Annotated in this window: 21 protein-coding genes; 2 read left to right on the forward strand and 19 right to left on the reverse strand. The window is 31.9% G+C overall.

Annotated elements, in window-relative coordinates; genetic code table 11:
• Positions 1 to 117 precede the first annotated feature (117 nt).
• From ACSVH2_RS09740 to ACSVH2_RS09765, 6 genes are all read right to left on the reverse strand, one after another.
• Positions 118 to 2,604, reverse strand: a complete 2,487-nt coding sequence (locus tag ACSVH2_RS09740; protein ID WP_438092978.1) for a GNAT family N-acetyltransferase — start codon at positions 2,602 to 2,604, stop codon at positions 118 to 120.
• On the reverse strand, positions 2,597 to 3,568 hold the full coding sequence (locus tag ACSVH2_RS09745) for a hypothetical protein (RefSeq protein ID WP_438092979.1): 972 nt from the start codon (positions 3,566 to 3,568) through the stop codon (positions 2,597 to 2,599). Before ACSVH2_RS09745 ends, ACSVH2_RS09740 begins: the two co-directional genes overlap by 8 nt.
• Positions 3,555 to 4,268: a WbqC family protein gene (locus tag ACSVH2_RS09750; RefSeq protein WP_438092980.1), complete on the reverse strand. Its 714-nt coding sequence runs from the start codon at positions 4,266 to 4,268 to the stop codon at positions 3,555 to 3,557. Before ACSVH2_RS09750 ends, ACSVH2_RS09745 begins: the two co-directional genes overlap by 14 nt.
• A complete protein-coding gene (locus tag ACSVH2_RS09755) occupies positions 4,265 to 5,338 on the reverse strand; it encodes a DegT/DnrJ/EryC1/StrS family aminotransferase (protein ID WP_438092981.1) in 1,074 nt (357 codons plus the stop codon). The genes ACSVH2_RS09750 and ACSVH2_RS09755 overlap by 4 nt, the downstream gene beginning before the upstream one ends.
• Entirely contained in the window at positions 5,335 to 6,600 is a 1,266-nt protein-coding gene (locus ACSVH2_RS09760) for an ABC transporter ATP-binding protein (protein ID WP_438092982.1), read from the reverse strand. Before ACSVH2_RS09760 ends, ACSVH2_RS09755 begins: the two co-directional genes overlap by 4 nt.
• 86 nt (positions 6,601 to 6,686) lie before the next feature.
• Positions 6,687 to 7,556: an ABC transporter permease gene (locus ACSVH2_RS09765; protein WP_438092983.1), complete on the reverse strand. Its 870-nt coding sequence runs from the start codon at positions 7,554 to 7,556 to the stop codon at positions 6,687 to 6,689.
• Between the two features lie 271 nt (positions 7,557 to 7,827).
• Between ACSVH2_RS09765 and ACSVH2_RS09770 the strand changes: the two genes are divergently transcribed.
• Positions 7,828 to 8,562 (forward strand): tyrosine-protein phosphatase, encoded by a 735-nt coding sequence (locus ACSVH2_RS09770; RefSeq protein ID WP_438092984.1) that lies wholly within the window; start codon positions 7,828 to 7,830, stop codon positions 8,560 to 8,562.
• Here the strand turns inward: ACSVH2_RS09770 and ACSVH2_RS09775 are convergent.
• From ACSVH2_RS09775 to ACSVH2_RS09800, 6 genes are all read right to left on the reverse strand, one after another.
• Complete coding sequence (locus ACSVH2_RS09775; protein ID WP_438092985.1) at positions 8,548 to 10,938, reverse strand: GumC family protein; 2,391 nt, start codon at positions 10,936 to 10,938, stop codon at positions 8,548 to 8,550. The genes ACSVH2_RS09770 and ACSVH2_RS09775 overlap by 15 nt on opposite strands.
• A gap of 1 nt (position 10,939) precedes the next feature.
• A complete protein-coding gene (locus ACSVH2_RS09780) occupies positions 10,940 to 11,710 on the reverse strand; it encodes a polysaccharide biosynthesis/export family protein (protein ID WP_438092986.1) in 771 nt (256 codons plus the stop codon).
• A gap of 207 nt (positions 11,711 to 11,917) precedes the next feature.
• Positions 11,918 to 13,873, reverse strand: coding sequence for a polysaccharide biosynthesis protein (locus ACSVH2_RS09785; RefSeq protein WP_438092987.1), 1,956 nt, complete (start codon positions 13,871 to 13,873; stop codon positions 11,918 to 11,920).
• A 474-nt stretch (positions 13,874 to 14,347) separates the two neighbouring features.
• On the reverse strand, positions 14,348 to 15,490 hold the full coding sequence (locus ACSVH2_RS09790; RefSeq protein ID WP_438092988.1) for a DegT/DnrJ/EryC1/StrS family aminotransferase: 1,143 nt from the start codon (positions 15,488 to 15,490) through the stop codon (positions 14,348 to 14,350).
• 114 nt (positions 15,491 to 15,604) lie between these two features.
• Positions 15,605 to 15,994: a hypothetical protein gene (locus ACSVH2_RS09795; protein WP_438092989.1), complete on the reverse strand. Its 390-nt coding sequence runs from the start codon at positions 15,992 to 15,994 to the stop codon at positions 15,605 to 15,607.
• An 83-nt stretch (positions 15,995 to 16,077) separates the two neighbouring features.
• Positions 16,078 to 17,232 carry a hypothetical protein gene (locus tag ACSVH2_RS09800; RefSeq protein ID WP_438092990.1) on the reverse strand — a complete coding sequence of 385 codons (1,155 nt, stop codon included), beginning with the start codon at positions 17,230 to 17,232 and terminating at the stop codon, positions 16,078 to 16,080.
• Between the two features lie 547 nt (positions 17,233 to 17,779).
• Here ACSVH2_RS09800 and ACSVH2_RS09805 point away from each other — a divergent pair.
• Positions 17,780 to 18,529: a hypothetical protein gene (locus ACSVH2_RS09805; RefSeq protein WP_438092991.1), complete on the forward strand. Its 750-nt coding sequence runs from the start codon at positions 17,780 to 17,782 to the stop codon at positions 18,527 to 18,529.
• A 208-nt stretch (positions 18,530 to 18,737) separates the two neighbouring features.
• Here the strand turns inward: ACSVH2_RS09805 and ACSVH2_RS09810 are convergent, their stop codons facing one another.
• From ACSVH2_RS09810 to ACSVH2_RS09840, 7 genes are all read right to left on the reverse strand, one after another.
• The gene (locus ACSVH2_RS09810; protein WP_438092992.1) at positions 18,738 to 19,340 is read right to left on the reverse strand and encodes a sugar transferase; all 603 of its coding nucleotides are present in this window, start codon (positions 19,338 to 19,340) and stop codon (positions 18,738 to 18,740) included.
• Between the two features lie 40 nt (positions 19,341 to 19,380).
• Entirely contained in the window at positions 19,381 to 20,001 is a 621-nt protein-coding gene (locus ACSVH2_RS09815; protein ID WP_438092993.1) for an MBL fold metallo-hydrolase, read from the reverse strand.
• Positions 20,002 to 20,036: 35 nt separating this feature from the next.
• Positions 20,037 to 21,428: an AMP-binding protein gene (locus ACSVH2_RS09820; protein WP_438092994.1), complete on the reverse strand. Its 1,392-nt coding sequence runs from the start codon at positions 21,426 to 21,428 to the stop codon at positions 20,037 to 20,039.
• Positions 21,429 to 21,439: 11 nt separating this feature from the next.
• Complete coding sequence (locus ACSVH2_RS09825) at positions 21,440 to 22,192, reverse strand: SDR family NAD(P)-dependent oxidoreductase (RefSeq protein WP_438092995.1); 753 nt, start codon at positions 22,190 to 22,192, stop codon at positions 21,440 to 21,442.
• A 10-nt stretch (positions 22,193 to 22,202) separates the two neighbouring features.
• Positions 22,203 to 22,442, reverse strand: a complete 240-nt coding sequence (locus tag ACSVH2_RS09830; protein ID WP_438092996.1) for an acyl carrier protein — start codon at positions 22,440 to 22,442, stop codon at positions 22,203 to 22,205.
• Positions 22,443 to 22,518: 76 nt separating this feature from the next.
• The gene (locus ACSVH2_RS09835; RefSeq protein ID WP_438092997.1) at positions 22,519 to 23,592 is read right to left on the reverse strand and encodes a 3-oxoacyl-ACP synthase III family protein; all 1,074 of its coding nucleotides are present in this window, start codon (positions 23,590 to 23,592) and stop codon (positions 22,519 to 22,521) included.
• A gap of 12 nt (positions 23,593 to 23,604) precedes the next feature.
• On the reverse strand, positions 23,605 to 24,684 hold the full coding sequence (locus ACSVH2_RS09840; RefSeq protein WP_438092998.1) for a 3-oxoacyl-[acyl-carrier-protein] synthase III C-terminal domain-containing protein: 1,080 nt from the start codon (positions 24,682 to 24,684) through the stop codon (positions 23,605 to 23,607).
• Positions 24,685 to 24,781: the final 97 nt, after the last annotated feature.

Below are 24,781 nucleotides of genomic sequence, written 5' to 3' on the forward strand. Positions count from 1 at the left end.
TTTATTTTTAAGTAGCTCTAATTATAAATTTTATTTTTATAAGAAAAATTTTAAATAGTGTATTGATTTTAGAAATTACTAAGATTTATTTCATTGTTGCTTTCATAATAAATCCAATTATTCTCTAATCAGATTTTTTATTTTATTTTGAAAAGTTTTCATTTTAAAGTTTTCATTAGCATGACGAAAAGCATTATCCGATAATTGATTGAGTAAATTTTTATCAAGTGACAGTTTTTTAATTAAATCTGAAAATTTATTAATTATCTCTTGTTCATCTTCATTAGGAACAATGTAACCTGTGATATTATTGCTGATATGTTCAGAAATACTGCCTACATCAGTCGATAAACAAACAACTCCATTTGCCATAGCTTCTTTTATTACTACAGGAAAACCTTCCCTGTAAGATGTAATTAGCAAAATATCTGCATTTTCATATATTTTTTTTAGGTCTTCTGGTTTTGTTATGTTTTTTTGATAATAATCATCAATATCTTTGACTTCTATCTCTTTGTGCCCGTATATTTTTATATTGGCAAATTCGTGCGTTTTTTTTGCGATTTCAACAACTATATTGACCCTTTTTTCTTTAGCTATCCTTCCACAGTAAATTATTTCTAATTTTTCTCTATCCCTCCTTTTCGATGTTTTAGCTTCAGGTAAATCTACGGCTATATTTATTATTTCTATTCGGTCAATAAACTCATCTGAAATACCATTTTCATTATATTGTTGAATAAAATCATTTTTAGTTTTAGTATTAATGACCATTCTTTTATCCAAATAATTGACTTTGCTCAAACTATATTGCTCTAAACCTTCGTCTGGAAAGGAAAATGAATGTATTAAATCAATTTTTTTAGTCGTTTTAGGCAAATGAACTAAAATATCATAAAAAAAAGTACTATTACTTCCAAAAATTGTTATACTTGAACTGTTTTTTAAATTCTTAAATATTTTATTTACTAATTTTCGATAAATAGGGAAATGCTTGAACTTGTAATAATGAAATACTTTTGAATTTTTTTCAAAATCATTTAAAAAATGATTATTGTGCGAAAAATTAGTGAATAATACTAAATTTTTTTTTTTACATAATGATTTTATTATATCTAAATGAACCTTCTCAGCTCCACCAGTATGATAAAATGGGAAAATAAAAATGTTTTTTTTAGATTTTGAACTCAAATAAAACATAATAACATGTTTTAATAGTGAAAAATATAAAATAAATGAACGAAACCTCTTTTTTACATAACTAAATATTTTAAACAGTAACCATTTTATTAACATAAAATTATTGGTTAAAAAAAAGTTTAAATAAATCATTTTAATCACTTTCAAAAAGTTCTTTCTAGAAAATTCCCTTAATAATATATTTTTTGAAATTCTATTAATTTCATTTTGACCAAGTGAAGAAAAGTTAAATTTGTATTCTCTTTTGTATAACAAATATTGAGCAATTAAATTCTTTTCAATATTTTCAATACCTAAAGACTTCATGACACCATTATTATGTACTCTGTAAACTGAAAAAACTTCATTGATAATTTTCCCTTTACTTCCATCACTTAAAATCAAACAATACAATAGCCAATCTCCAAAAACAATATTTTTTAATTTAGATAAATCTATTTTCTTATTCCTAAACAATACAGTACAAGTAATAAAATCATTATAAGAAATTAAATCTTCAATTTTGTAGAACTCTTTATTTAAACTACCACCAATAATTTCTTTAAGATCATTGTTTTCAGTAATTTGAGCTTTTCCTCCTACTAAACTATATTCTGAATTAGCTTCCAAAAAATCAACCTGCTTTTGTAATTTTAAAGTATCGGTCCAATAATCATCACCTTCGCAAAGGGCAATATATTTGCCTTTGCAATTATTAAGTATTTCTATTTGATTCTTTTGAGCACCAATATTTTCTTCATGAAGTAATAAATTAAACTTACCAGGAAATCTATTATGATATTGAATTAAAATTTCACGTGAAGCATCTGTTGAACAATCTTCTCCAACAACAATCTCAAAATCAAAATTAGACTTCTGCATTAAAATACTATCAATTGTATAGGTTAAATATTTTTCATGATTATAAACCATTACAAAAACACTTACAATTGGCAAAGGCGTTTTTTCTAATTCTAATTCCATTTTAATAGCATCAGAAGTAATTTTAAAATGAATACTTTGATAGAGCTTGATTGCTTTTATATGATTAGGATTTACGTGTAAAACTAATTTTTTAAGTTTTAAAACATTCTTTGCATATCTAATTATTTGTAATGATGCTAATCTTGCAATCCCTTTATTCCAATAGTCTGTATCTCCAATAAAAATATGATATTCTGCAATATCGTTTTTTATAATATCAGTTAACTGAATATTTCCGACATAGATATCATCAACTAAAATAGCAAATCGTTTAGAAGTTTCATCCTGAACTACTTTTTCAATCCAATGCTTTTCAATTTCAAATGTAATTTCTGATGAGGGCTTAGAACCAGTCAGCTCCCATATTTTGTAATTATTTCTCCATTTCCATGAAACCTCAGCATCAGCAATTTCTAATGGTCTTATTAAAACTTTATACATTTAAAATGGTATTTATAATTAATTCCATTTCTTTCTTTGAATATCGTTGATCTATTGGCAAATGAATTACTTCATTTGTTAGTGAATATTCTAATGAATTTATTCCACACCACTCTTTTACATTAGGCCAATAGGTTGCGGTGTAAACTTTATTTACTAAGAGTTTTTTTCTTAAACCTAAGTCCTCAGACCAAAAAGGATAAACCATCGGGACACTATTCTTAAACAAAGACAATTTCAATTTGTTTTTGCTTCCAAGAGATTTATGAAGTATATTGAAATTATCTATCCTTACCCTAGCAATTCTATCATAATCAATACTTTGTAAAATTGATTTAGTGAGCTTAGACATTAACTTTATTGGCTGATTTTCTAATAATTGATCGTTATTTATAAAATCTGAATAGCCAACCTCTGCTGAAATATCTTTTCTAATTAACAAATGTGACATTCTCTCAACCGAACAATCTGTATCAAAAACTGCATTCAATCTATCGTTACAATATAAATAAGCTCCATCAGAAACTCCAAAAAATTTTCTTGCAGAATATAATGTTGAAATACCCTCAATTGGTTTTGAAAAAAAAGCTTGTGCATTATCAATTATAAGATTTTTACATTTTTTCATTAATGTATCAATGTAATCATCTTTAAGCCCAAAATAATTTGTATACAAGAAATATTCATGATCACATAATTTTGAATAATCAAAAACTGGTTCAAAATTTACATCTATTGTATAGAACTCGTATTGTAATTGTAGTTTTTTTAATGGCTCTAATAAAACATCACAAGTATAATAAGGTAAATAAATCTTTTGAACTTTTTTTGCTCTAAGAATATATTCCAAAGCATTTCTTGCAGTATTTATTGCTATTCCATTTGAGTGATATTCTGAAATTAGATTAGTTTCTAACTCAAAATATCCTCCAATAGAATTAGTATTATCCTTATAGTAATTCATAATCATCTAACATGTTATTAATCTGTTCTACACTATTGAACATTAATACATCCAAAATTGATAGACCGGATTCAAATATATAATCATTTTGATTGTACTGTGATAAGCGAACATTTTGAAAATACAATGTAATTCCTGAAACATCATATTTATCTTTATTAAAAAATAATTGACCGCCAGGTGGGTTCCAATACTCATCTACATTCCCCAAAGCTTTACAAATGTTTAAGGCCCACTCATCGGGTGCTTTCACTTCATCAATTTCTAAATTCATTTCAGAAAAAATAAGGATGTCAGCTTTAATTCCCAAATACTCACATATGGTTTGCAAAATTGTTTGGTTTAGCACTACTACATTAGTGTAATCTTTACTAAAAATAGTTTTAACTAAACCAATAACTTTAAAAAAATTAGGAGCTTTCTTTTTTTTATAAATCTGTAATTGAGCAATTATTTTTTCTTTCCAATTTTGATTATTGTCTATCAATAAATCTTTGATTATAGAATCTCTATTTTTATTTAGTAATGGAACCTGTATGTACAACCAACTTTCATTTTGTTTTAAAATTCTATTTCTATCAATCCATCCATGTCTGATATACTGAACTGGATCAAAGAGTATAAATCTATCAGTATGTTTTATAAGACTAAAATAGCCAATATATGGAAAAAAATAAGGTTGCATTATAGCTAATTTCATAATGCTTTATTTATGATGACCACTATTTTGTTTAAATGTTCAATAGATAAATTCTCATACAAAGGCAAACACAAAACTCTTGAAGAAATGCTCTCCGACATTGGCATTAAAGTTCCAAAAACATAATTAATCGTATTCAAAGAGGGATAAAAATAACGTCGTGGAAAAATCTGTTGTTCGTTGAGTGCTTTTTGAACTCCCAATAATACTTCTTCGCTCTGTAAAATTAGGGGATAATAACTGTAGTTCCACATTGTATTTTCTCTTATCTTAATAGTTTTCAATTTAGAAAAATTAAGATTTGTGTTGTAATAATTAAAAACCTCTTCCCTACCTTTTAAGATAATATCCATGTACGGTAGTACTGTCAAACCCATAGCGGCTTGCAACTCCGAAATCTTACCATTAATACCCAAACCATAAAAATCCAACGGTCCGTTATGCCCAAAGTTGTGACTGTAAAAAAGTTGGTGTTGTAATGAAGCATCTCTACAAAACAAAGCTCCTCCTTCTCCAGTATGAAACAACTTAGTTGCATGAAAACTACAGGTACTCACATCGCCATAGTCAAATATAGATTGATTGTTATACGTCACCCCAAAAGCATGAGCAGCATCGTAGATTACTTTTAAATTGTGTTTCTTAGCAATCGCTTCAATCGCTTCCACGTTGCAAGGATTGCCAAAAACATGTGTCGCTAAAATAGCCGTTGTTTTATCTGAAATAGCAGCCTCAATTTTAGTTTCATCAATAGTTAAATATTCTGGATGAATATCTACAAAAATTGGGGTACAGTTCTCCCAAACTATGGCTGCTGTAGTGGCAACATAAGAAAATGGCGTGGTAATAATTTCACCACAATTCCCTAATAATTTTAAGGCTATTTGCAATGGAATGGTTCCATTATTGGTAATAATGATATTAGAAACTGACAGATGCTTTTTAAGCTTTTCTTCCAATTCTAGTACTAATGCACCTCGATTGGTCAACCATTGATTGTTCCATATGCGTTGCAGTTGAAACTGATAGTCTTCAATTGGAGGAAAAAAAGTTTTGGTAACTGTTATCATAATCTTGACCATCTAAATTGGGGACGAATATATCCTGGTTCTCTTCCCATATATACGCCTAAATCCCTTCCACCATCTACAACAGTAAATCTAAATATATCTTTTTCTACAAAAATGGCAGTTCTTCTATCTTCAACAATAAAAAGTGACAATGCATAGTTTCCTGATTGGAAAAAATAAGGAGGAATTTCAAAACACAATTTGTTATTACCGAGTTGTATGTTTGATTTAGAGTCTTTGTCATATATAGAAAACATTGCTTCTCCTAATTCATTATACAAATGATAGGTTATAGAATAACGACTTACTTCGGTTTTAAAATCGATGTCAGTTAACAGCGTGATGGTTTCATTCTCTAAAATTGGATCTTCTAATTTTCTATTCTTGTTTTTTACTAAAATAGAATTCAGTTTAAAAATAGAAGTGTCAAAAATTTTGTCAAAAGTGTATATGTTAGAAGTTACACTTCCACCATCTTTCAAATAATAACTTACGGCTTGTTCTGAAAGTCCACTATAAGTTAATAATCCATGTTCCAAAACTATACCTTTAGTACACAAACTCTTTACCGCAGCCATATTATGACTCACAAACAAAACAGTTCGACCATCACCCTTACTAACATCATTCATCTTGCCCAAACATTTCTTCTGAAAATCGGCATCGCCAACTGCTAAAACCTCATCAACTATTAAAATCTCAGATTCTAAGTGAGCAGCCACAGCAAAAGCCAAGCGCACATACATTCCAGAAGAATACCTTTTCACAGGGGTATCTACATAACGTTCCACACCTGAAAAAGCAATAATCTCATCCAACTTTCGGGTAATTTCATACCTGCGCATCCCTAAGATAGCACCATTCAAATAGATATTTTCTCTTCCTGTCATTTCAGGATGAAAACCAGTACCTACTTCCAATAAGGAGGCAATACGCCCTTTAGTATAAATTTTCCCTTTGGTAGGTTGGGTCACCTGACTTAGTATTTTTAACAGCGTGCTTTTACCAGCACCATTCCGACCAATAATCCCAACAGAGTCTCCTTGATTAATTTCAAAATTAATATCCTGCAACGACCACACATAATCGCTATCCCCTTTGGTGGAACGATCATTGGCTTCTCCTATTTTCAAAAATGGATCTTCCTTGCCTTGCACTTGGTACCACCAGCGCTTAAAATCATCGCGCAGGGTGCCTGTACCCACAAGTCCCAATCGGTATTGTTTAGATATATCCTCTGCTTTTATAACTACTCTACTCATATTTTTTTGGCAACTAAAAAATTTACCCTGAATAACTCCCAACCCAAAACCCGCAACTCGAAACCCGCAACTCCAACAACTCCCAACTAAACAGTATCAATAAACGTTTTTTGTGCTTTATTAAAAACCAACACGCCAAAGGCTAAAATCACGAATGAAAAAACAACCGGATAAAGCAAAACAAAAAATGAAAACGCACCAATGCCCAAAAAAGCATAACGCATATAATCAAACAAAGGTACTAAAGGATTTAATGCTACCAGCCATTGATAATTTTCGGGAACAGAAGAACTAGGATAAATTACAGGGGTTACATACATAAACAACTGTATGCCAAAAGAAATCAGCTGATTCAAATCTTTATATTTAGCAGTCATAGCCGTTAAAATTAATCCAATACCCATAGCAAATAATGCCATCAAAAAAATAATGAGTGGTAATATTAGTATGTATAAATTAGGATGAATTTGTCCATTCAAAACAAAATAGGTGACAAAACAAACAAACAATAGAAATTGAACCCCAAATTTCATCAAATTAGAAATAACAACGGTAAGAGGCATAATTAATCTAGGAAAATAAACTTTACCAAAAATACTAGCATTAGCATTAAAAACACCTGCAACAGATGTCAAACAATTGGAGAAATAACTCCATAAGGTGATACCTGCCATATAAAAAATAATTTTTGGAGCACCATCAGTAGACAATTGAGCAATGTTTCCAAAAATAATAGTAAAGGTTATGGTAGTCAACAAAGGTTGTATAAAAAACCACAAAGGACCTAAAATGGTTTGTTTGTAAACCGTTACAAAATCCCTCTTTACAAACAAAAACAACAAGTCTCTATAATGCCAAACTTCCTTAAGACGCAAGTCAAAAAGGGAAGTATGACCTTTGATAACCAAATCCCAATCGTCTGTTTGTGGATTATTATTTAATATTTCGTTTTTCACGTATTTAGTAAACTATAAAATTCATTAGTTATGAATGCTTTCTAATTCTTATTCCTTAGTGCGCTTTGTGATTAAATCTTGGCGTTCTTTGCGTGAACCAAACATACATACAGAACACAAAATCAAAACAAAGAACACTAACCACCAATTGCAAATATATAAATTCGAATAGCCCTTTGAAAAGAAACAGACCTATTTTATTTAGTAGATAACTAAATTAGTTATAAATCAATTTTTATTTGAGTATTTTTATACCCCTAAATGGACAACTTTGATACACTTCTTCAAACAGAAACCCCTTTTACGTGATTTGATTCCCAAAAATCATGTAGACATCCATTCCCATTTACTTCCTGGGATTGACGATGGAGCAACTACGATAGAAGATAGCATTTCACTAGTTTCTCAAATGAGTGCCTTGGGTTTCAAAAATATAATTACTACACCACATATAATAACAAATATCTGGGATAACAATGAAGAATCAATTAGGAAAAAACACCAAGAAACAGCAGAGGTAATTCATGAGAAATGTGATATTGACACTTTTAAAGTAGGATGTGAATACATGATAGATTCATATTTTCTAAAAAGATTAGAAACTGAAAAACTATTGACTATAAAAGACAATTATCTTTTAGTAGAAATGTCATATATAAGTCCTCCATTCCAATTGTATGAAATACTATTCGAAATTCAATTAGCAGGTTACAAGCCTATTTTAGCACATCCAGAAAGGTATTTGTTTTTTCACAACAATTTCAAAGAGTATAAAAAGTTGAAAACAACGGGCTGTCTCTTTCAATTAAATCTATTATCTACAGTAGAATACTATGGGAAAAACGTCAGCAACATAGCAGACAAACTACTTGCTAACAATTACTTTGACTTTGTTGGAAGTGATATTCACCATCAGAACCATATTGATGCTTTTAACAGAAAGCTAAAAATAAAACAATTAAATTCTTTAGAAAATGTAATGGCTAAAAACTTATTTTTTCTTTAAAAATCGGTCTTTCAAAGATTTTTTTTCTTTCTCAACTCCATAGCCGTAGCCATAGCCGTAGCCATAGCCGTAGCCATATGTTTTTCGCCAAACAGTATCATTCAAAAGTATAGACATATTAGGCAATTTTTTCTCTACATAAAAAGACTCCGCAATAGCAAGCATTCGTTTGTCTAAATAATTGGCTCTTACTACATATACAAAAGCATCGGCGTGTTTTGCAACTAACAAAGTATCAGTAACCAAGCTAACTGGAGCAGTATCTACAATGATATAATCAAATTGTTTTTTTAGAGTAGCAAACAGGGTGTCTATTTTAGGACTCATCAATAAATCAGCAGGATTAGGTGGAATAACACCAGAGGGCAACACAAACAAATTGTCTAGACTATTGGCTTTGACAATATAATCTTCAATATTCTCATTGGGTTTTACAATATAATTGGTAATTCCTTTGGGAGGTAAATCTAAATAATTATCAATTTTAGGATTTCTAATATCTAGCCCCACTAATAAAACTTTTCTACCCGATAAAGCAATAGTACTCGCTAAATTAACTGCAATAAAAGTCTTTCCCTCTTTCGGGACTGTTGAGGTTATGAAAATAGTCTTGGCGGTGTTTTCAGAAACACCACTGAGCAGGAATTCTAAATTAGTCCTAACTATTCTAATGGCTTCAGCAGAACTAGAGCGACTTGAAGCAGCTATTATTTCATCTTCAGATTCTGATTTTGGAATATCTCCAAGAAAAGGAACGGATATAGAATCTTCAATATCTTTTCTATTCTTTACTTTGGTATCAAATAAATCAGAAAGATATAATATTAAAAATGGGATTAATAAACCTAAAGAAAAACCAACTAATAAGATAATATTTCTATTGGGTGATATTGGAGAAGGTTGTGCTTTGGCAGCATCAATTAGTTTTGCATTGGGCGCAGTTACAGCTAAAGTAATCCCAATTTCTTCACGCTTTTGAAGTAAATAAAGATAAAGTGTTTCTTTAATGGCTTGTTGCCTTCCAATCACTTTTATTTCTCTAGACTGTCTAGGGATTTCAGCGATTTTACCATTAATAATATTATTTTGTCTTTGCAAATCATCACGTTGTATCTTTAGAGAAGCTATCAAGCGATTTAAGCTCTCTTTAATACTTCTTCTCATGTCATCAATTCTATTATTTAAATTCATGACAACCGAATTCTTTTGCGTAGCACCACCACTCAAAATCCTGCTTTTATCGATTATATAACCATTGTATTGATTGATTAATTCTGAAGTGTTATTGTTAGAAGTACCATTTAAAGCAGGTAAGATATTACTCGGAATGACATCGTTCTTAGGAGCCGTATTTAAATAATCTAACATGGAGCTAACAACTTTAATCTGTGTTTCAGTTTCTATTAACGATTTTTCAAAAGCTACTGAATTTTGAATATACAAATTGGCATCTTCCGCAACATCGGTTAACCTATTAGAGGCCATATAGTTTTCACCTTTTTTCTCGACTTCACCCAATTCTTGAGAAATGAAACGCAATCTTTCATCTATAAACTTTTGAGTATTTTTAGAAATGAAATTTTTATCATCAATAGCGTCTTGATTGTATATTTCAATAATCGTATTTAACAAATCCTCCGCTTTCTTGGCTACAGGGTCTTTAAGTGTTAATTCTACAACACTTGATTTATCGCTTAATGGATTAACTTTTAATCTGTTTTTATAACTTTGTACAACATTTTCTATATTAGAAATACTAACGGTGATAGTAAAATCTTTAACATTTCTATATGATTTCAAATTCTTGGTAACTACCATTTTACAATTTCCTAATCTTAGTAAAGCACCATATTTAAATTCACTAATAACATTTCCCTCAACAGTAGCCAATTCAAATGTAGTATCCGATTTTGAATTGATAATATAAGATTGATTTTTTTTGTAAAAAATATCATCTACTTCATAAAAAGAAACATCAATGGGATTATTATCATACAATTCAATACGCTTTACTCTTCCTTCTGTATAATACGAAACATTAAAGTTCAATTTTTTTATTGCAGTTTGAATAATGTTTCTTGATTTAATAATTTCAATCTCATTATCAACATTACTCTTTATACCTTTTGTCAATCCTAAATCTGAAAAAGCGGATAATTCAGACTCTAGAGACCCTTTTTTCTCATCTTTTACTAAAATAGTAGTACTGGCTTGGTATTGAGGTATAGCATAACGCAAATACATAAAAGCAATAGCTAAACAAAGAAAAAGAGAAATAACAAACCAAACCCAATGCTTTAAATATTTGTCAATTTGCTCTCTAAGATAGATGGTGTCGTCTTGTATTTTGTTTTTTATTGAGGGATGTTCTTGCATTTTATTTAATAAAGAGTAATAATACTGTAGTTAATAGTGTTAAAGCAGTAAGAGCCGTTGCTACATCAGGACCAATGACAGAGGAATTGACTTTGGTCTGATTAGGTTCAACAACAACAATATCGTTTTGTGTTAGATAATAAAAAGAAGAATTCATAAAATCAGCTTTGGTAACATCAATACGAGTGTATGTTTTAGTCCCATTTACTTCTCTTATCACAAGAATATTTCCGCGATTTCCGTATATGGTTAAATCACCCGCCATACTAATGGCCTCCAGCAATGTAATTCGTTCACCAGTAATTTTAAAACTACCAGGCCTAACCACTTCGCCTAAAACTGATATTTTATAATTTAGAATCCTTAAATTAATCTGAGGATTAGTGATGTATTCTTTAATCATACTGGTTAATTTGTTGATAGCTTCAGCTCTTGTGAGACCACCTAACTTTACTTTACCAACTACAGGAAAATCAATATTCCCTTCCGCATCAATTAGATAGGTTTTTATTCCATCTTGATTTTCATTAATTTGATAATTACCTTGAATTTGAGGCATATTAAAAGGTAAAGTTGCTTCTGGCTGGTCAGCGGAAACAATAATACTTAACAAATCGTCATTTTGTAAACGAGTTTCGTAATTTACTGTCGCATTAGAATTTCCTATAGTATCAATGTTTTGAAGATAAACAACATTTTTTTTGGAAGCACAAGAGGTAAAAAACAGTACTACAAGAAGAAAACCGATTTTAGTAAAAACTCTGAAACTCATATAATTTATTTAGAATAGCAAATGTAGAATATTTTTGGAGAAATAATAAGTTGAAAAAGAAATTTATAAAACAGACCCTTAATTATATAACCGTTCGAAATTATTATATTCAAAAACAATTTTTTAAAACGTGTGCTTAGTTAAATATAGTATTTTTTCTGTAAAACTTAAAAACTATCCCGAAACTTAAGAACTTAACAATTAACACTATCGATCAAGAGACTCAAAAACCGAATTCATACTTTTAAATTCAGGGACTATTTTTTTCATTTTTTCGACTACTTCTTCATTGGAATGGTGAAGTGCTGTTTCAATCAATTCAGAAACGGAGTCAACTAAATCATGATAATGCTCAAAACGATCCTGAGCAATCATAATCTTAGTATTATGTGTCGGCAATGTCTTAGAGGTGTCGTGCAACAACTCTTCATATAGTTTTTCACCAGGTCGCAGTCCAATAATTTTTATTTTAATTTCATTGTCGGGAGTAAAACCAGCCAATCGAATCATTTTCTTAGCCAAATCGATAATTTTAACAGGATCACCCATATCAAAAATAAAAATTTCTCCTCCTGCACCCATTGCACCCGCTTCTAACACTAGTTGACAAGCTTCTGGTATGGTCATAAAATACCGAATAATCTCAGGGTGAGTTATAGTTATAGGTCCTCCTTCTTGTATTTGCTTAGTAAACAAAGGAACTATAGAACCATTGGAACCTAAAACATTACCAAATCGTGTAGTGATATATTTGGTAGGCACACTCTTTTTGGTTTGTGCCAAATGGAAATTCAAGGATTGAACATATTTTTCAGCTATACGCTTACTAGCACCCATGATACTACTCGGATTAACAGCTTTATCCGTAGAAATCAATACAAACTTTTCAACTAAATATTTATGTGACAAATCAGCCAAATTCTTGGTTCCTATAACATTAGTGAAAATGGCTTGAGACGGATATTCTTCCATAATAGGAACATGCTTGTAAGCAGCAGCATGAAATACAAAATGAGGTTTGTAACGATTAAAAACGCTTTCAAGTGTATTGAAATCTTTAATATCAGCTAGAATGGTTTTAATTTTAACCTTACTACTACTCTCTTTTTCCGACTCTTCAGATTGACGGAGAACATCCAAAATCTCAAGTTGTAAACTATGTAAGGGTGACTCGGCTTGATCCAGTATAACAATTTTATAGGGATTAAAGGCAATAATTTGTCTTACAATTTCACTCCCAATAGAACCAGCGCCACCGGTAATTAAGATGGTTTTATTTTGTAATTGAGAAGATATGGATTTTGTATCCAATACTATTGGTTTTCTATGCAACAAATCTTCTATAGCAAAATGCTGTAAACGATTGGAAATTTCCTTTTTATCCTCCCAGTCGGTGATTAAAGGAACAGTAAAAACCTTGAAATTATACTCCAAACATTCCTCTACCAAAGTAATGGTTTCCTCTTTCGTTAAACTTTTTTCAGCGATAATCAATGCTTCCGCATTGACTGATCTCATGATAACATGAATATCCTTAGTTTTATTAATTATAGGTAAATCCAATATACTCTTAGAGGTCTTTACAGATTGAAATTTATCCACAAAAGCCACTACTAAAAATCGGGAAGGCTTCTCTGTTTTTAGCGCATTCGCTACAGAAATGGCATTGGAGTCAGCACCATAAATTACAGCTCTAACTAATTTTTTGGTATCGCTAACTTGCAAGTAGCGCTCAAAAATATTTTTTACTAAAATTCGAAATAAAAATAATTGGAGAAAAGAAATAACATAGGTGATAAACAATCCCGTAGATAGAAATAACTTTAAATTAAAGGCAATTAAAAAAGCATAATTAATCCCCATTAAAGTAACATAAGAGGCCGATGTGGCTATTAACAACTTCACGCCATCTATAAAAGTAGAGTGCCTAATGATTCCACTATAGGTTCTAAAAAAAATGAAGAATAAAGCGTTTATAAGTATGATAATACCCAGTTGAGCAGGTAAACTTAAAACATCATGTATAATTACATTTAAGCTACTAAGAATAATGTAAGTAACTAAACAAGCTGTACTAACAATGAAAACATCAATAGCAAAAATAATCCAACGTGGCAAATAGCCAATATTCTGGAACCTTTTGCTGAGCAAGAACCATTTCATACTCTTAAAAACAGACATACGCAGGCGATAATATTATAACGGGTAAATTTAAGCTAAAATAATATAAATCAATTAGTATTTTAAATTATTACGATAAACAACAACAAAATAAATACATAATAAAACAGAAATAGGATTTATTATATAAATAAAAACACCAAATAAGTATTTTTGAATATGTAAATTAACCCGTTGAAGTAATTTTTAAAAACTAATTACGACAATCGGGTTAAACTGAAATGAACTTACATGCCTTATATGGTAAAAAATAATACTTAACCAATCTGTGAAAATAAGTAAAATCTGCGTTCAACCTTAAATGAACTTATATGCCTTATATGGTGAAAACAATACTAATTAACTAACCTGTAACAATCAGAAAAATCTGTGTTCAACCATAAATGAACTTACATGCCTTATATGGTGAAAAACAATACAATTTAACCAATATGTGACAATCAGTGAAATCTGTGTTTAGCCATTTATAAATCGCTCAAGTGCATCTGCTATTCTAGTTTTTTCCAACGCAGTCATATTAGACCCCGAAGGCAAACACAATCCATTGTCAAAAAGATGTTCTGCTATCGTACCACCATAATAAGGATAGGATTCAAAAACAGGCTGTAAATGCATTGGTTTCCATAAGGGTCGAGATTCAATATTTTCATGCTCCAAAAACAATCTCAAATCTTCTCTAGTCTTTCCTCCCAAAGCATCGGGATGTATGATAATAGCAGTCAACCAATGGTTGGAGAAATAATCAGCAGTAGGTTCGCTAAAAACAGTGATTCCGTCTATTTTGGTAAAGAAGTCAACATAAAACTGATGCATGTCTCTTCTCAACCCAACATGAGCATCCAAAACTTCCATTTGCCCTCTTCCTATACCCGCACAAATATTACTCAACCGGTAATTATACCCTATTTCAGAATGCTGATAATGAGGAGCAGTATCTCTGGCTTGGGTAGCCAAAAAAACGGCTTTCTCTTTCACGGCTTGATCATGAGTTACTAAAGCGCCACCACCCGAAGTAGTGATTATTTTATTCCCATTGAAGGATAAAACGCTAATATCGCCAAATGTCCCGCACTTTTGTCCTTTATAGCTACTTCCAAGTGCCTCAGCACTATCTTCCAATAAAGGGATTTCATACCGATGAGCGACCGCTTTAATTTCATCCACCTTAAACGGCATTCCGTAGAGATGAACACCTATAATGGCTTTGGGTTTCTTTCCTTTTGAAATGCAATCCAAGATGGCCTCTTCAAGGGCCATAGGGCACATATTCCAAGTATCCAACTCACTATCAATAAAAATAGGTGTGGCACCAAGATAAAGTATCGGATTGGCTGAAGCTGAAAAAGTAAAACTTTGACAAATCACTTCGTCACCTTGCTGAACGCCTAATAACACTAACCCTAAATGTATTGCCGCTGTTCCAGAACTCAGGGCCGCTACAGATACATTGTTATTGAGATAGTTTTCTAAATCGTGTTCAAACCCAGTGACATTAGGTCCTAGAGGTGCTACCCAATTGGTATCAAAGGCCTCTTTAACATACTTTTGTTCGGTTCCACCCATGTGAGGGGAGGATAACCATATTTTTGATTGTGTCATTCTTAATTTTAAAAAATATAAACGTAAGTTTTATTAACCCGTTGTATTCGTTATTTTAATCACAAATGTAAATTATTACCGTTCAATTTACTAAATTATTTTCCTTTAGCGTTATCAATTGGTCTTTTTGCCAAAAAAATAGGTCTCTTGTTTAATATTTTCTGGAGTACTTGATGGTGTTGGCATTGGATTACTTATTCCTTTATTTTGGTTTATTTTTATTTTTACGTTCTCTTTTTTCTCTATTTCTTGTGCCACCTCAATTGATTGGATTACTTCTATTTCGTTTACCTTGTAATAGCTACAAAAATCACTTATTGTTATGGGTTGGTGCTTTTTTTTACTCAAATCGAATCTCATTTGTTGTAGCATCTTGAAACTCATCCGCTCTCCTTTTCCAAAGAAGTATTGAATATCTTTTGCTTTAATTACTCTTCTTGCTATACTCATTTTGAATTTCTTTCTGCCTTTATAAAGCTCTATACTGGCGATTTTATGGTTCAAAATTATAACAAGGAACACATATTTTTGTTTTTGAAATTGAAGAGTTTGCTCTCAGTTTTTGAAGAGTTTACTCTCTTGATTTATTACTCCTTGATTATTAACTTTTTAGCAATAGCATACGTTATAATTCTATCTTGATTTTTAGCTCCCAAGTAGGTTTTGGTATGAGTTTCTAATGTAATTTCAAAGTTTTGTTTGTTAAACCATTCTCTGAAAGGAGTGTCTTTTACCAGTATGCGATTGGGGTTTTCTATTTCAGCCATTATTCTGTATAAAAAACTAATAGTATTTGGTGTTTTGTAGTATTGCATTAAGAAGTTGAAGAGTTCGAAACTCTGTGCGTCTTTAAAAATGTGTTTGGGATACTCTGGCTCTGGATGTTGCAACAGTACTTCTTGCTTGATTTGTTTTGGTTTGCGTTCCTCTATTGTTGGGACTAGACTTAATGCATAATCATATAGAAATTGGTATTCAACAGGAATTGTTTTCCATTCCAACACTTTTGTTCTATACTCTAATTGTTCCAAGAACCATGTTTTTAATAGTTTTTGGAATTTCAATTTCTCAGCTGGAAACTCTAGTAACCTAATTGGGTTTTTATACCCTTCAAAATCAAAGGCAGATTCAATTGCTTCTCTATGTTTGTCTAATATATTTATAGTACGATTATTGACAAGATTATAGTTATAAATACTGTCTAAGTAATTAAATAATGATCCATGTTGTTTATCTAATTCAACTAAATTGATAAAACCCTTTTTTAGTTTGTTCGAAAAAAAGTCTTTTAAACTATTTTTACTCTTAGAGTGTAAAATAGTTTGTAGCCTATCTAATGTTAAATATCTAGCTTCGTTAGCTTTTAAAAAAGATAAGTATTTTTTTCCTTTACTATGTATGATGCTACCTTCAACCTCGTAATCAATAAAACTATACACTTCATTGATTTCTTCTATTACAAAACCACTCCAATCTATATGAACAATTTTAGTATCAATGAATAAATAACGAGCATTAGCTATAGCTCTTTGTATGCTATCAATGTACATTGAAAAATCATAAAACAGGGATTTATCGATGTACTTGACAAACAATTTATTTCTTAAAAATAAATTAAAGCATTCTTGTGTATTGTCTGTTTCTAAGTTTATTTGCTCTAATCTATCTTCAACGGTTTGTATTGCTATCTGATCAAGCCATTTTTGTTTTAACGCTTTATCTTCCTCAGTTAGTTTTGCCATTGGTGGTGAATTTAAGAGAGCAATATATTACAAAATATTGAGAAAACAAATGAATAGATTTCTTTATAAAGACGTAAGTAATTGGCAGTGTATCTGTTGTGCTTTTTTTGTATAGAAATGTAAAAGGGATAGATTTTAACCCTACTAGATGCAATAGTTTATAGGGATTAATAATAACTTACATGGTTGAATTCTTATTTCTTTGATTTTTTTGCTGGCTTTGGCGTTTGATAGTTATTGTAAATAAGTATCATACAATCTTGAATGGCATCATTGCCCCGTAAGTATCCCGTAAGTATCCCCTAGGATGGGTCTATTATTCTTAGACTATTGCTGGGATTGCTGTTGGTTTTTGTACTATTTTTTAACTATTCCACTGCATTTTTATGCACTTTTATGTCCAAATCTGTCCGTTGTTGCAATCACTACTATTTGCAGGTATTTTTATGTAAATACTTGTATATAAGAGTATTGGCTGCACCAAAAAAAATATGGCTTTGAAAACTCCGCTACATTTGGTCAATATTAATTTTAAATACTATAAGCAATGGCTAAAGTAGACGGAGTCGTAGAGATTCAAGGAACGGTAAAAGGAATGACCTTTTATCGCAGTAAAGACGGACAGCTTGTTCGTGCTAAGGGAGGTATCTCCAAAAAAAGAATGAAAACTGACCCCGCTTTTCAGCGTACTCGTGAAAATGGGGTTGAGTTTGGTCACAACGCGAAAATGAGTCAGTTGATTCGGAATTCGGCAGTTGGAATGTTACAGTTGGCTAAGGATTATAGGGTCAGCAGTCGCTTGTCACAAACTATGAGTATTATTAAAAACTTGGATTTAGTTTCTCCACGTGGGGAACGGAATGTAAGTATTGGTATTCAAAGTTTGGAAGGGAAAAAAGCCCTAAAGGGATTTGATTTTAACAATGGTTCACGGTTCAGAACGGTTTTTCGTGGAGAAGTATCTTTGGATACGGCAACTGGCATTGTGACATTGGTTAATTTTAATCCTAGCATCCATTTGTCGCTACCCGAAGGCGCTACTCATGTTAGCATCAGCGGTGCCATGAGTGTAGTTGATTTTGATGATTTATCGTATCAGACGCGGTATAGCAACAAGGAAAATTTTCCAATTGGCACTGGCGTGACCACCTTAACATTAACTCCAGAGGAAATTCCTGTTGGAGCGGGCAGTCAATTGTTTTTTATTTTGATTGAGTTCTTTCAAGAGATAAATGGAGAACAGTATCCTTTAAAGAACAATTCTTTTAATGTGTTGCATCTTTTGGATGTAGTTTAAATCTTTATTCTTAGTAAATCAACCCTGCTACTTTATTTGGCGGGGTTGTTTGCGTTTAAGATTAACTCTTCGTCAAGTAGTGTATAAAAAGAGGCGCTTGAGTAGTGCTTTATTACTACTGATTTTATACTTGTGAAAAAGAACTGGGATGTAAAAAACAAATTACTCCTTACACTTTCTCTTTAAAACTTACTAAAGACCAAAATTCTCATTCCCCACTAAATGGTTCAGTAGTAGCCACATTAGCAGCTGTAATCCCATCACTTTTAAAAACTTTAATAATTGTTTTGAATAGTATTTTAATGTCTAACCCTAAAGACATATGGTCTACATACCAAACATCGTATTCAAATTTTTTATCCCACGAAATGGCATTCCTACCATTTACTTGCGCCCAACCTGTAATACCAGGTTTTATTTCGTGACGGCGATTTTGAAATGCACTATACAAATGTAAATAATGAGTCAACAATGGCCTTGGTCCAATCAAACTCATATCACCTTTTACTACATTAATCAATTGAGGCAATTCATCTAATGATGTCTTACGAACAAATTTACCGACAGCTGTCAATCGCTGAGCATCAGGAAGTAGTTTTCCATCACCATCTTTTTTGTCATTCATGGTTTTGAACTTTACTATTTTAAAAATCTTTCCGTTTTTACCCGGTCGAGATTGGAAGAAAAAAGGCTTTCCATGGTTAGCCAAAAAAAGTAAAAGGGTTATTACTAATAGTATCGGGAAAAGAACGACTAGTCCCATTAGGGATAATAAAAAATCTACTATTGGTTTTACGATGGTTTTATACATGTTTTTAAATAACTACTTTACTATTTTAATTGGATGCAATTTACACAAAAAGATTGTCGAATTTTTGAAAGCTAAAAGAGTTATCATGCCCGGGAAATATCGTCATTCCTTTTTTTAAAACAGCTTTAATCTTTTCAATAGAAACTTGATAGTCTTTTCTATTGCTATGAGGAAATGTCAATGGAGCTTTAATTCCATTTAATATGGTGTCTCCTGTAAACAAAAAATCATCTGCTAAAATGCACATTCCACCCGGACTGTGGCCGGGCGTTTCTATAAATGTAAACCGTTGTCCCCCAATAATTTTAGTGTCATAATCATGGATGGTTGAAATGGTAGTTAATGCCACTTCAAATGTTGGAATATCCTCTAAATAATAGGAAAAATTTTGCCTACTACTTTTAATATTCTCTGCACATTTCAAAGTACAAAGCAGTTGAAAAGGATGTGATTTATATAAAGCATCCAATCCGCAACAATGATCGGCATGTTCGTGAGTAAGTAAAACATTTGTCACCATTTTGTTGTTTTCGGCTAACCATTTCATAAAATCGGTAGTGTCAAAATTGCCAACATCCACTAAAACTACTTCATTAGAGTCTAATTCTAAAACATAGGTATTGGAAAGACGATGCGGATTAACAAACTGATGTACTATCATAAAATAAAAAATTCAACAAAGAATGGATTGATTTGTTATTCAAAATTATAACTAATTTTACCTACATCATTTCTTGGAATAGTTGAAATATAGCGTACTTCAAAAGCTTGATGGTATAAACTCGTTTTGTGTATTACAAAAGAGGCAACCTCTTCTAGAATATCTTTATTAGTGACATAAATTTTCATTTTTTCATCATCACCAGTACAGACCGCCTCCACACCAAAATTTTGAACAATTAGATGCTCTAGCTCATCTAATCCTATTCGAACCCCATATAATTTTAAAAAACGACTAATTCTACCTACAATATAAAAAAATCCGTCTTTGTCTTTAACGGCAATATCTCCTGTTGGTAATACCCCATTTCGTTCATCTCCTTTTTGTAAATCATCTCCAATATTAGCATAACCCAAAGTAACATTAGGTCCACTATACACCATTTCACCCGCAACTTCAGAATCTAGAATTTCATTTCCATGATCGTCTATCAAAAATAGTTTTCCGTTCGGAATCGCTTTTCCAATGCTTCCAATTTTTGTTTTAGCCAACTCAGGTGGCAGGTAAGCCATTCGAGCTGTTCCTTCTGTTTGTCCATAGGTAGCAATAAATTTTTTACCTGTTCGTTCAGCATATTCAGCAAATTCGTTGAATACTGTAGGACTTAATTTTCCACCACCTTGTGATATGATTTTTAAATCGGGTAACTCCATTCTTGTAAAACGGAGTTTAGAGATAATCTCAAAACTATAAGGAACCCCAGTGAAAACAGTAGCTTTTTGTTCTTTTAAAAATTTCCAAAAAACAGCATCCGTCAAACTACCATTAAAAAGTAAAACGGTAGCACCAGCAGCAAGATAACTTGTTATTACTGAAAGTCCCATGGTATAATACATAGGCAATAGGGCTAAAGCTCTATCTGTTTCTTTTATTTCAAAAACTTGACCTACATTTTTAGCATTTTCTTCAATATTGGTATAACTATGACGCACTAATTTGGGACTCCCCGTTGAGCCTGATGTAGGCAATAAGAGCGACAATGAATCGTGTAAAACTGGAGATTGCAAATTCGTTTTTAAAAGTACATAGCCATAAGCTTTGAATACCACTTCATAATCAAAGGATGAAGTCATATGCTCTGGAACCCAAAGAAACTCGGGTTGATACACCACAATGAGATTTTCTCGTAATTGTTTTTCAGTAGCGCAATTCAACAATAAGGGAACTATTTTATTTTCTAGAGAGGCTATATATCCTGCAACAGCTCCAAAAGTATTTTCGGATAGAATAAAAATTAGGGTACGCTTATTTATTTTTTGGGCGAATACTTTTGAAAATTCAAATAAATCTTTATAAGTCAACAAGTTCCCATCAACATCTATAAAGGCACTAGTGTTTTTTTCTATAAATTCTGCTTTAAGAAGCATTAGCATTTAATTTAAAATGAAGTTGAACCATCAACTCCTATTATTTGACCCGTCACATAAGTGGAAAGATCGGAACCTAAAAACACACAAACATCGGCAATTTCATTAGGGGAAGCTAATCGACCTATCCCTATATTGGCCATTTTTTCTTTAAAACTCTTTTCAAAAACAGCGGTAAATCGATCTGTCCCCACCATTCCTGGTGCAATAGCATTGACGCGAATATTGTGTTCTATTAACTCCTTGGCAGCCGATTTTGTTAAAGCAATCACAGCACCTTTAGTAGCAGAATACCCCAATTGTCCTTTAACACCTTGAACCCCTACAATACTTGCCATATTGATAATAGAACCACTTTTTTGACGAGACATCATACGAGACGCTAGTTGAACTAATTGAATCATAGCCATAACATTGATTTCAAACATAGTTCTCAATTTGTCAAAATCAATCATGGGCAATAATTCATAAGTGACCATTCCTGCATTATTGACCAAAACATCAATTCTTCCGTAATCTGACTTAATTTTTAAGATTGCCTCCTTGCACGCCGATGCATTAGTAATATCAAAATATATAGGAATGACAGTAGTATTGTTTTTTTCAGAACAGGCAGCAGCCCACTCCTCTAGTGAAGATTCTTCTCGAGCATTGGCAAAAACAATAGCACCCTCTTCGGCATATCTTTCAACAATAGCTTTTCCGATGCCTCGACTGGTGCCTGTTACTAAACAAATTTTTCCTTCTAAAAGTCTGCTACTCATTCCCGAAGAATTAGAAATTTATACCATATTTTGCTACTATCTCCTTACCCACAGCATAGGATTTAAAATTTAAAATATCCTCTGGATCCAGCATGATATCAAAAGTATCTTCCATGGCGGTTACTAAACTTAATTGGGTTATAGAATCCCAATTATCAACCGATTCGGAACTAAAATCATCATTCAAAATAGTTTCACTAACATTAAAAACAGAAGCGAAAACTGCATTGTATTTTTCTATGGTACTCATTATTAGTTCTTATTGTATTAACAGTTTCTTTTAGACAAAAGTAGCTTCTTTTGGACTATAAAACAAACTAACCTGCTTAATAGGCTTCACTATAATAAGCATCGGTTTCAACTAATGGATTGATAACCGCAGTATCAAGTAGTAAATCACCACAAGCAAAAGACAACCCTGCTCCAAATCCGCAAATAAATATCTTTATAAAACCATGATTTCCATTTCCAAAATGATCTGACAATACAAGTGGAATGGAGTTACTGCTGTTATTACCAAAACGATCCAAGGATACAGGGATTTTTTCGATTGGGATTTTTAATTTTCTAGCTAATTGCTTTAGGATATAATTATTGGCTTGATGCAAAATAAAAAAATCATAATATTCTGGTGTGGTTTGCTGTGCTGCCATGAAATCCTTCATTAATAATGGTACATCGGTAATAGAAAACCCAAAAACGTCCATACCTTTCATGTGCGTATCATAATCAGAACGCAAAATTCCATCACTCCATGCTACTCTATCTTTTGGGGCATATCTATTTCTATACCCTCCCGAAGGGGTAACTATACTTTTGAAACGGGTACCATCTGTCCTGAAAGAAAGTCTTATTTCTGAATTGGTTTTGGCTTTTTCCACTAAAGTTGCTGAACCACTGTCCCCAAAAAGCATAATCATGGTTCTATCGTGAGGCGATAACGTTTTTACGGAAGTATCCCCAGTTATGAGTAAAGCAGCATTTGAAGTGGAACTTTTCAATAATGAAAGTAGGGTTTGCAATCCAAAAATAAATCCAGAACAAGCTAAGTTCAAGTCAAAACACAAGCAATTTTCAGAAAGCCCCAGACGCTTATGAAGTACGAAAGCGGTTGAAGGAACTCTATAATCTGGCTTTTGGGTCACAAAAATTAGTATTCCTATAGAGTCTTTACTTATAGTTGAGTTTTTAAAAACATCAACAGCTGCTTCATAACCCAAATCGGATGCTGTTTGATTTGGCTTTGCTCTTGAAACAGATTGTACTCCCGTCATTTCTTTAAACTTGAATACATTTTCTTCTCCAAATACATCGTTAAAGTTTTCTACAGGAACTTTTTCTGTAGGCACTGCTACTGATAAACCTGAAATTTTAATATCTTGAAATAATCCTGTTAACATCGTTTGTAGTGATTAAATTTCATGTGTTATAGTGCCCTCTGTAAAATAGTCATCGGTTTCAATTGAAGGGAGAACAGTATTTTTGTCTATAAAAAAATCGGCAAAACCCCAAGAATAGCCTTCTCCATATGCACAAGATAAAACTCTTTTACTACCTGTTTCTATTTTTGTTTGTGCAAGTAATAATGGAATTGAAGAACCAGATACATCTCCGAAACTATTAAAAATTGATGGTACTATATTCCGTTCCATTCCAAGAGTATTGGTTATTTTTTTATTCGTGTCATTATTTGACTGTTGAAAAGCGATTACATCATACTCAGAAACTTGACTTTTTGTTTCTTTCATAAAACCCAAAATTCCAGCTGGAATAGTCTCTGAAAAAAAAGTATGCATCCTATTCCAATCGTAGATCAACTTATTAAAATCAGTTGCAGAAGGCACACTTGAGAGTTCATAATTGGATCTATCCATTTTGGTTCTAAAAGCGCCACCTGGAATAATATAGGAATCATAACCGTTGCCTTGAGAAAATACTTGAGTACTAATGGAGGACATTCCGTCTTGCTTTTCCAAAAGTAGTGCCGTAGCAGCATCACCAAGATGTTTTGAAAACAAATCAGCTGGGTCGGTTTGTTTGCTATTGGTATCTCCAATAATTACCAATCCTTTTGAGGTATTTAAGCCATTTAACAATGAACATCCCAATTGCAGTCCTGCAATAAATCCAATAGCACCCAAATTCACATCATACGCCAAACAATCAATAGGAAGTTGTAAACGGTGTTGCAAAACAATAGCAGAAGCGGGGCTTCTATAATCAGGTGTTTTGGTCAAGAAAATTATAAAACCTATTTCATCTCTATTTGTATTTTTACTTTCGAGTAGTTGACTGGCAGCGGCAAAACCTAGGTCAGACGCGGTTTGCAAATCTACACTTTGACGTACTGGATGAAAACCAAACTTGTCACCATAGTCTTTTACTTTGTTTGCATCAAAAGCAGGCAACAATTGTTCAATAGAACATTTGTTATGTGGTACTGCCGAAGCCATTCCAGCAATTTTGACGTTATTAAAATGATAAAAAGACATATTTAAATTGATTATTTAAGCCGTTTGGTATAATGCATTTTTTTTATTTTTCAACCACATAGGAACATAGTTTTGATGTATAAACAAAGACGTTCCA

Origin of the sequence: Flavobacterium sp. RSB2_4_14, from assembly GCF_051547085.1 — a bacterium.
Classification (GTDB): domain Bacteria; phylum Bacteroidota; class Bacteroidia; order Flavobacteriales; family Flavobacteriaceae; genus Flavobacterium.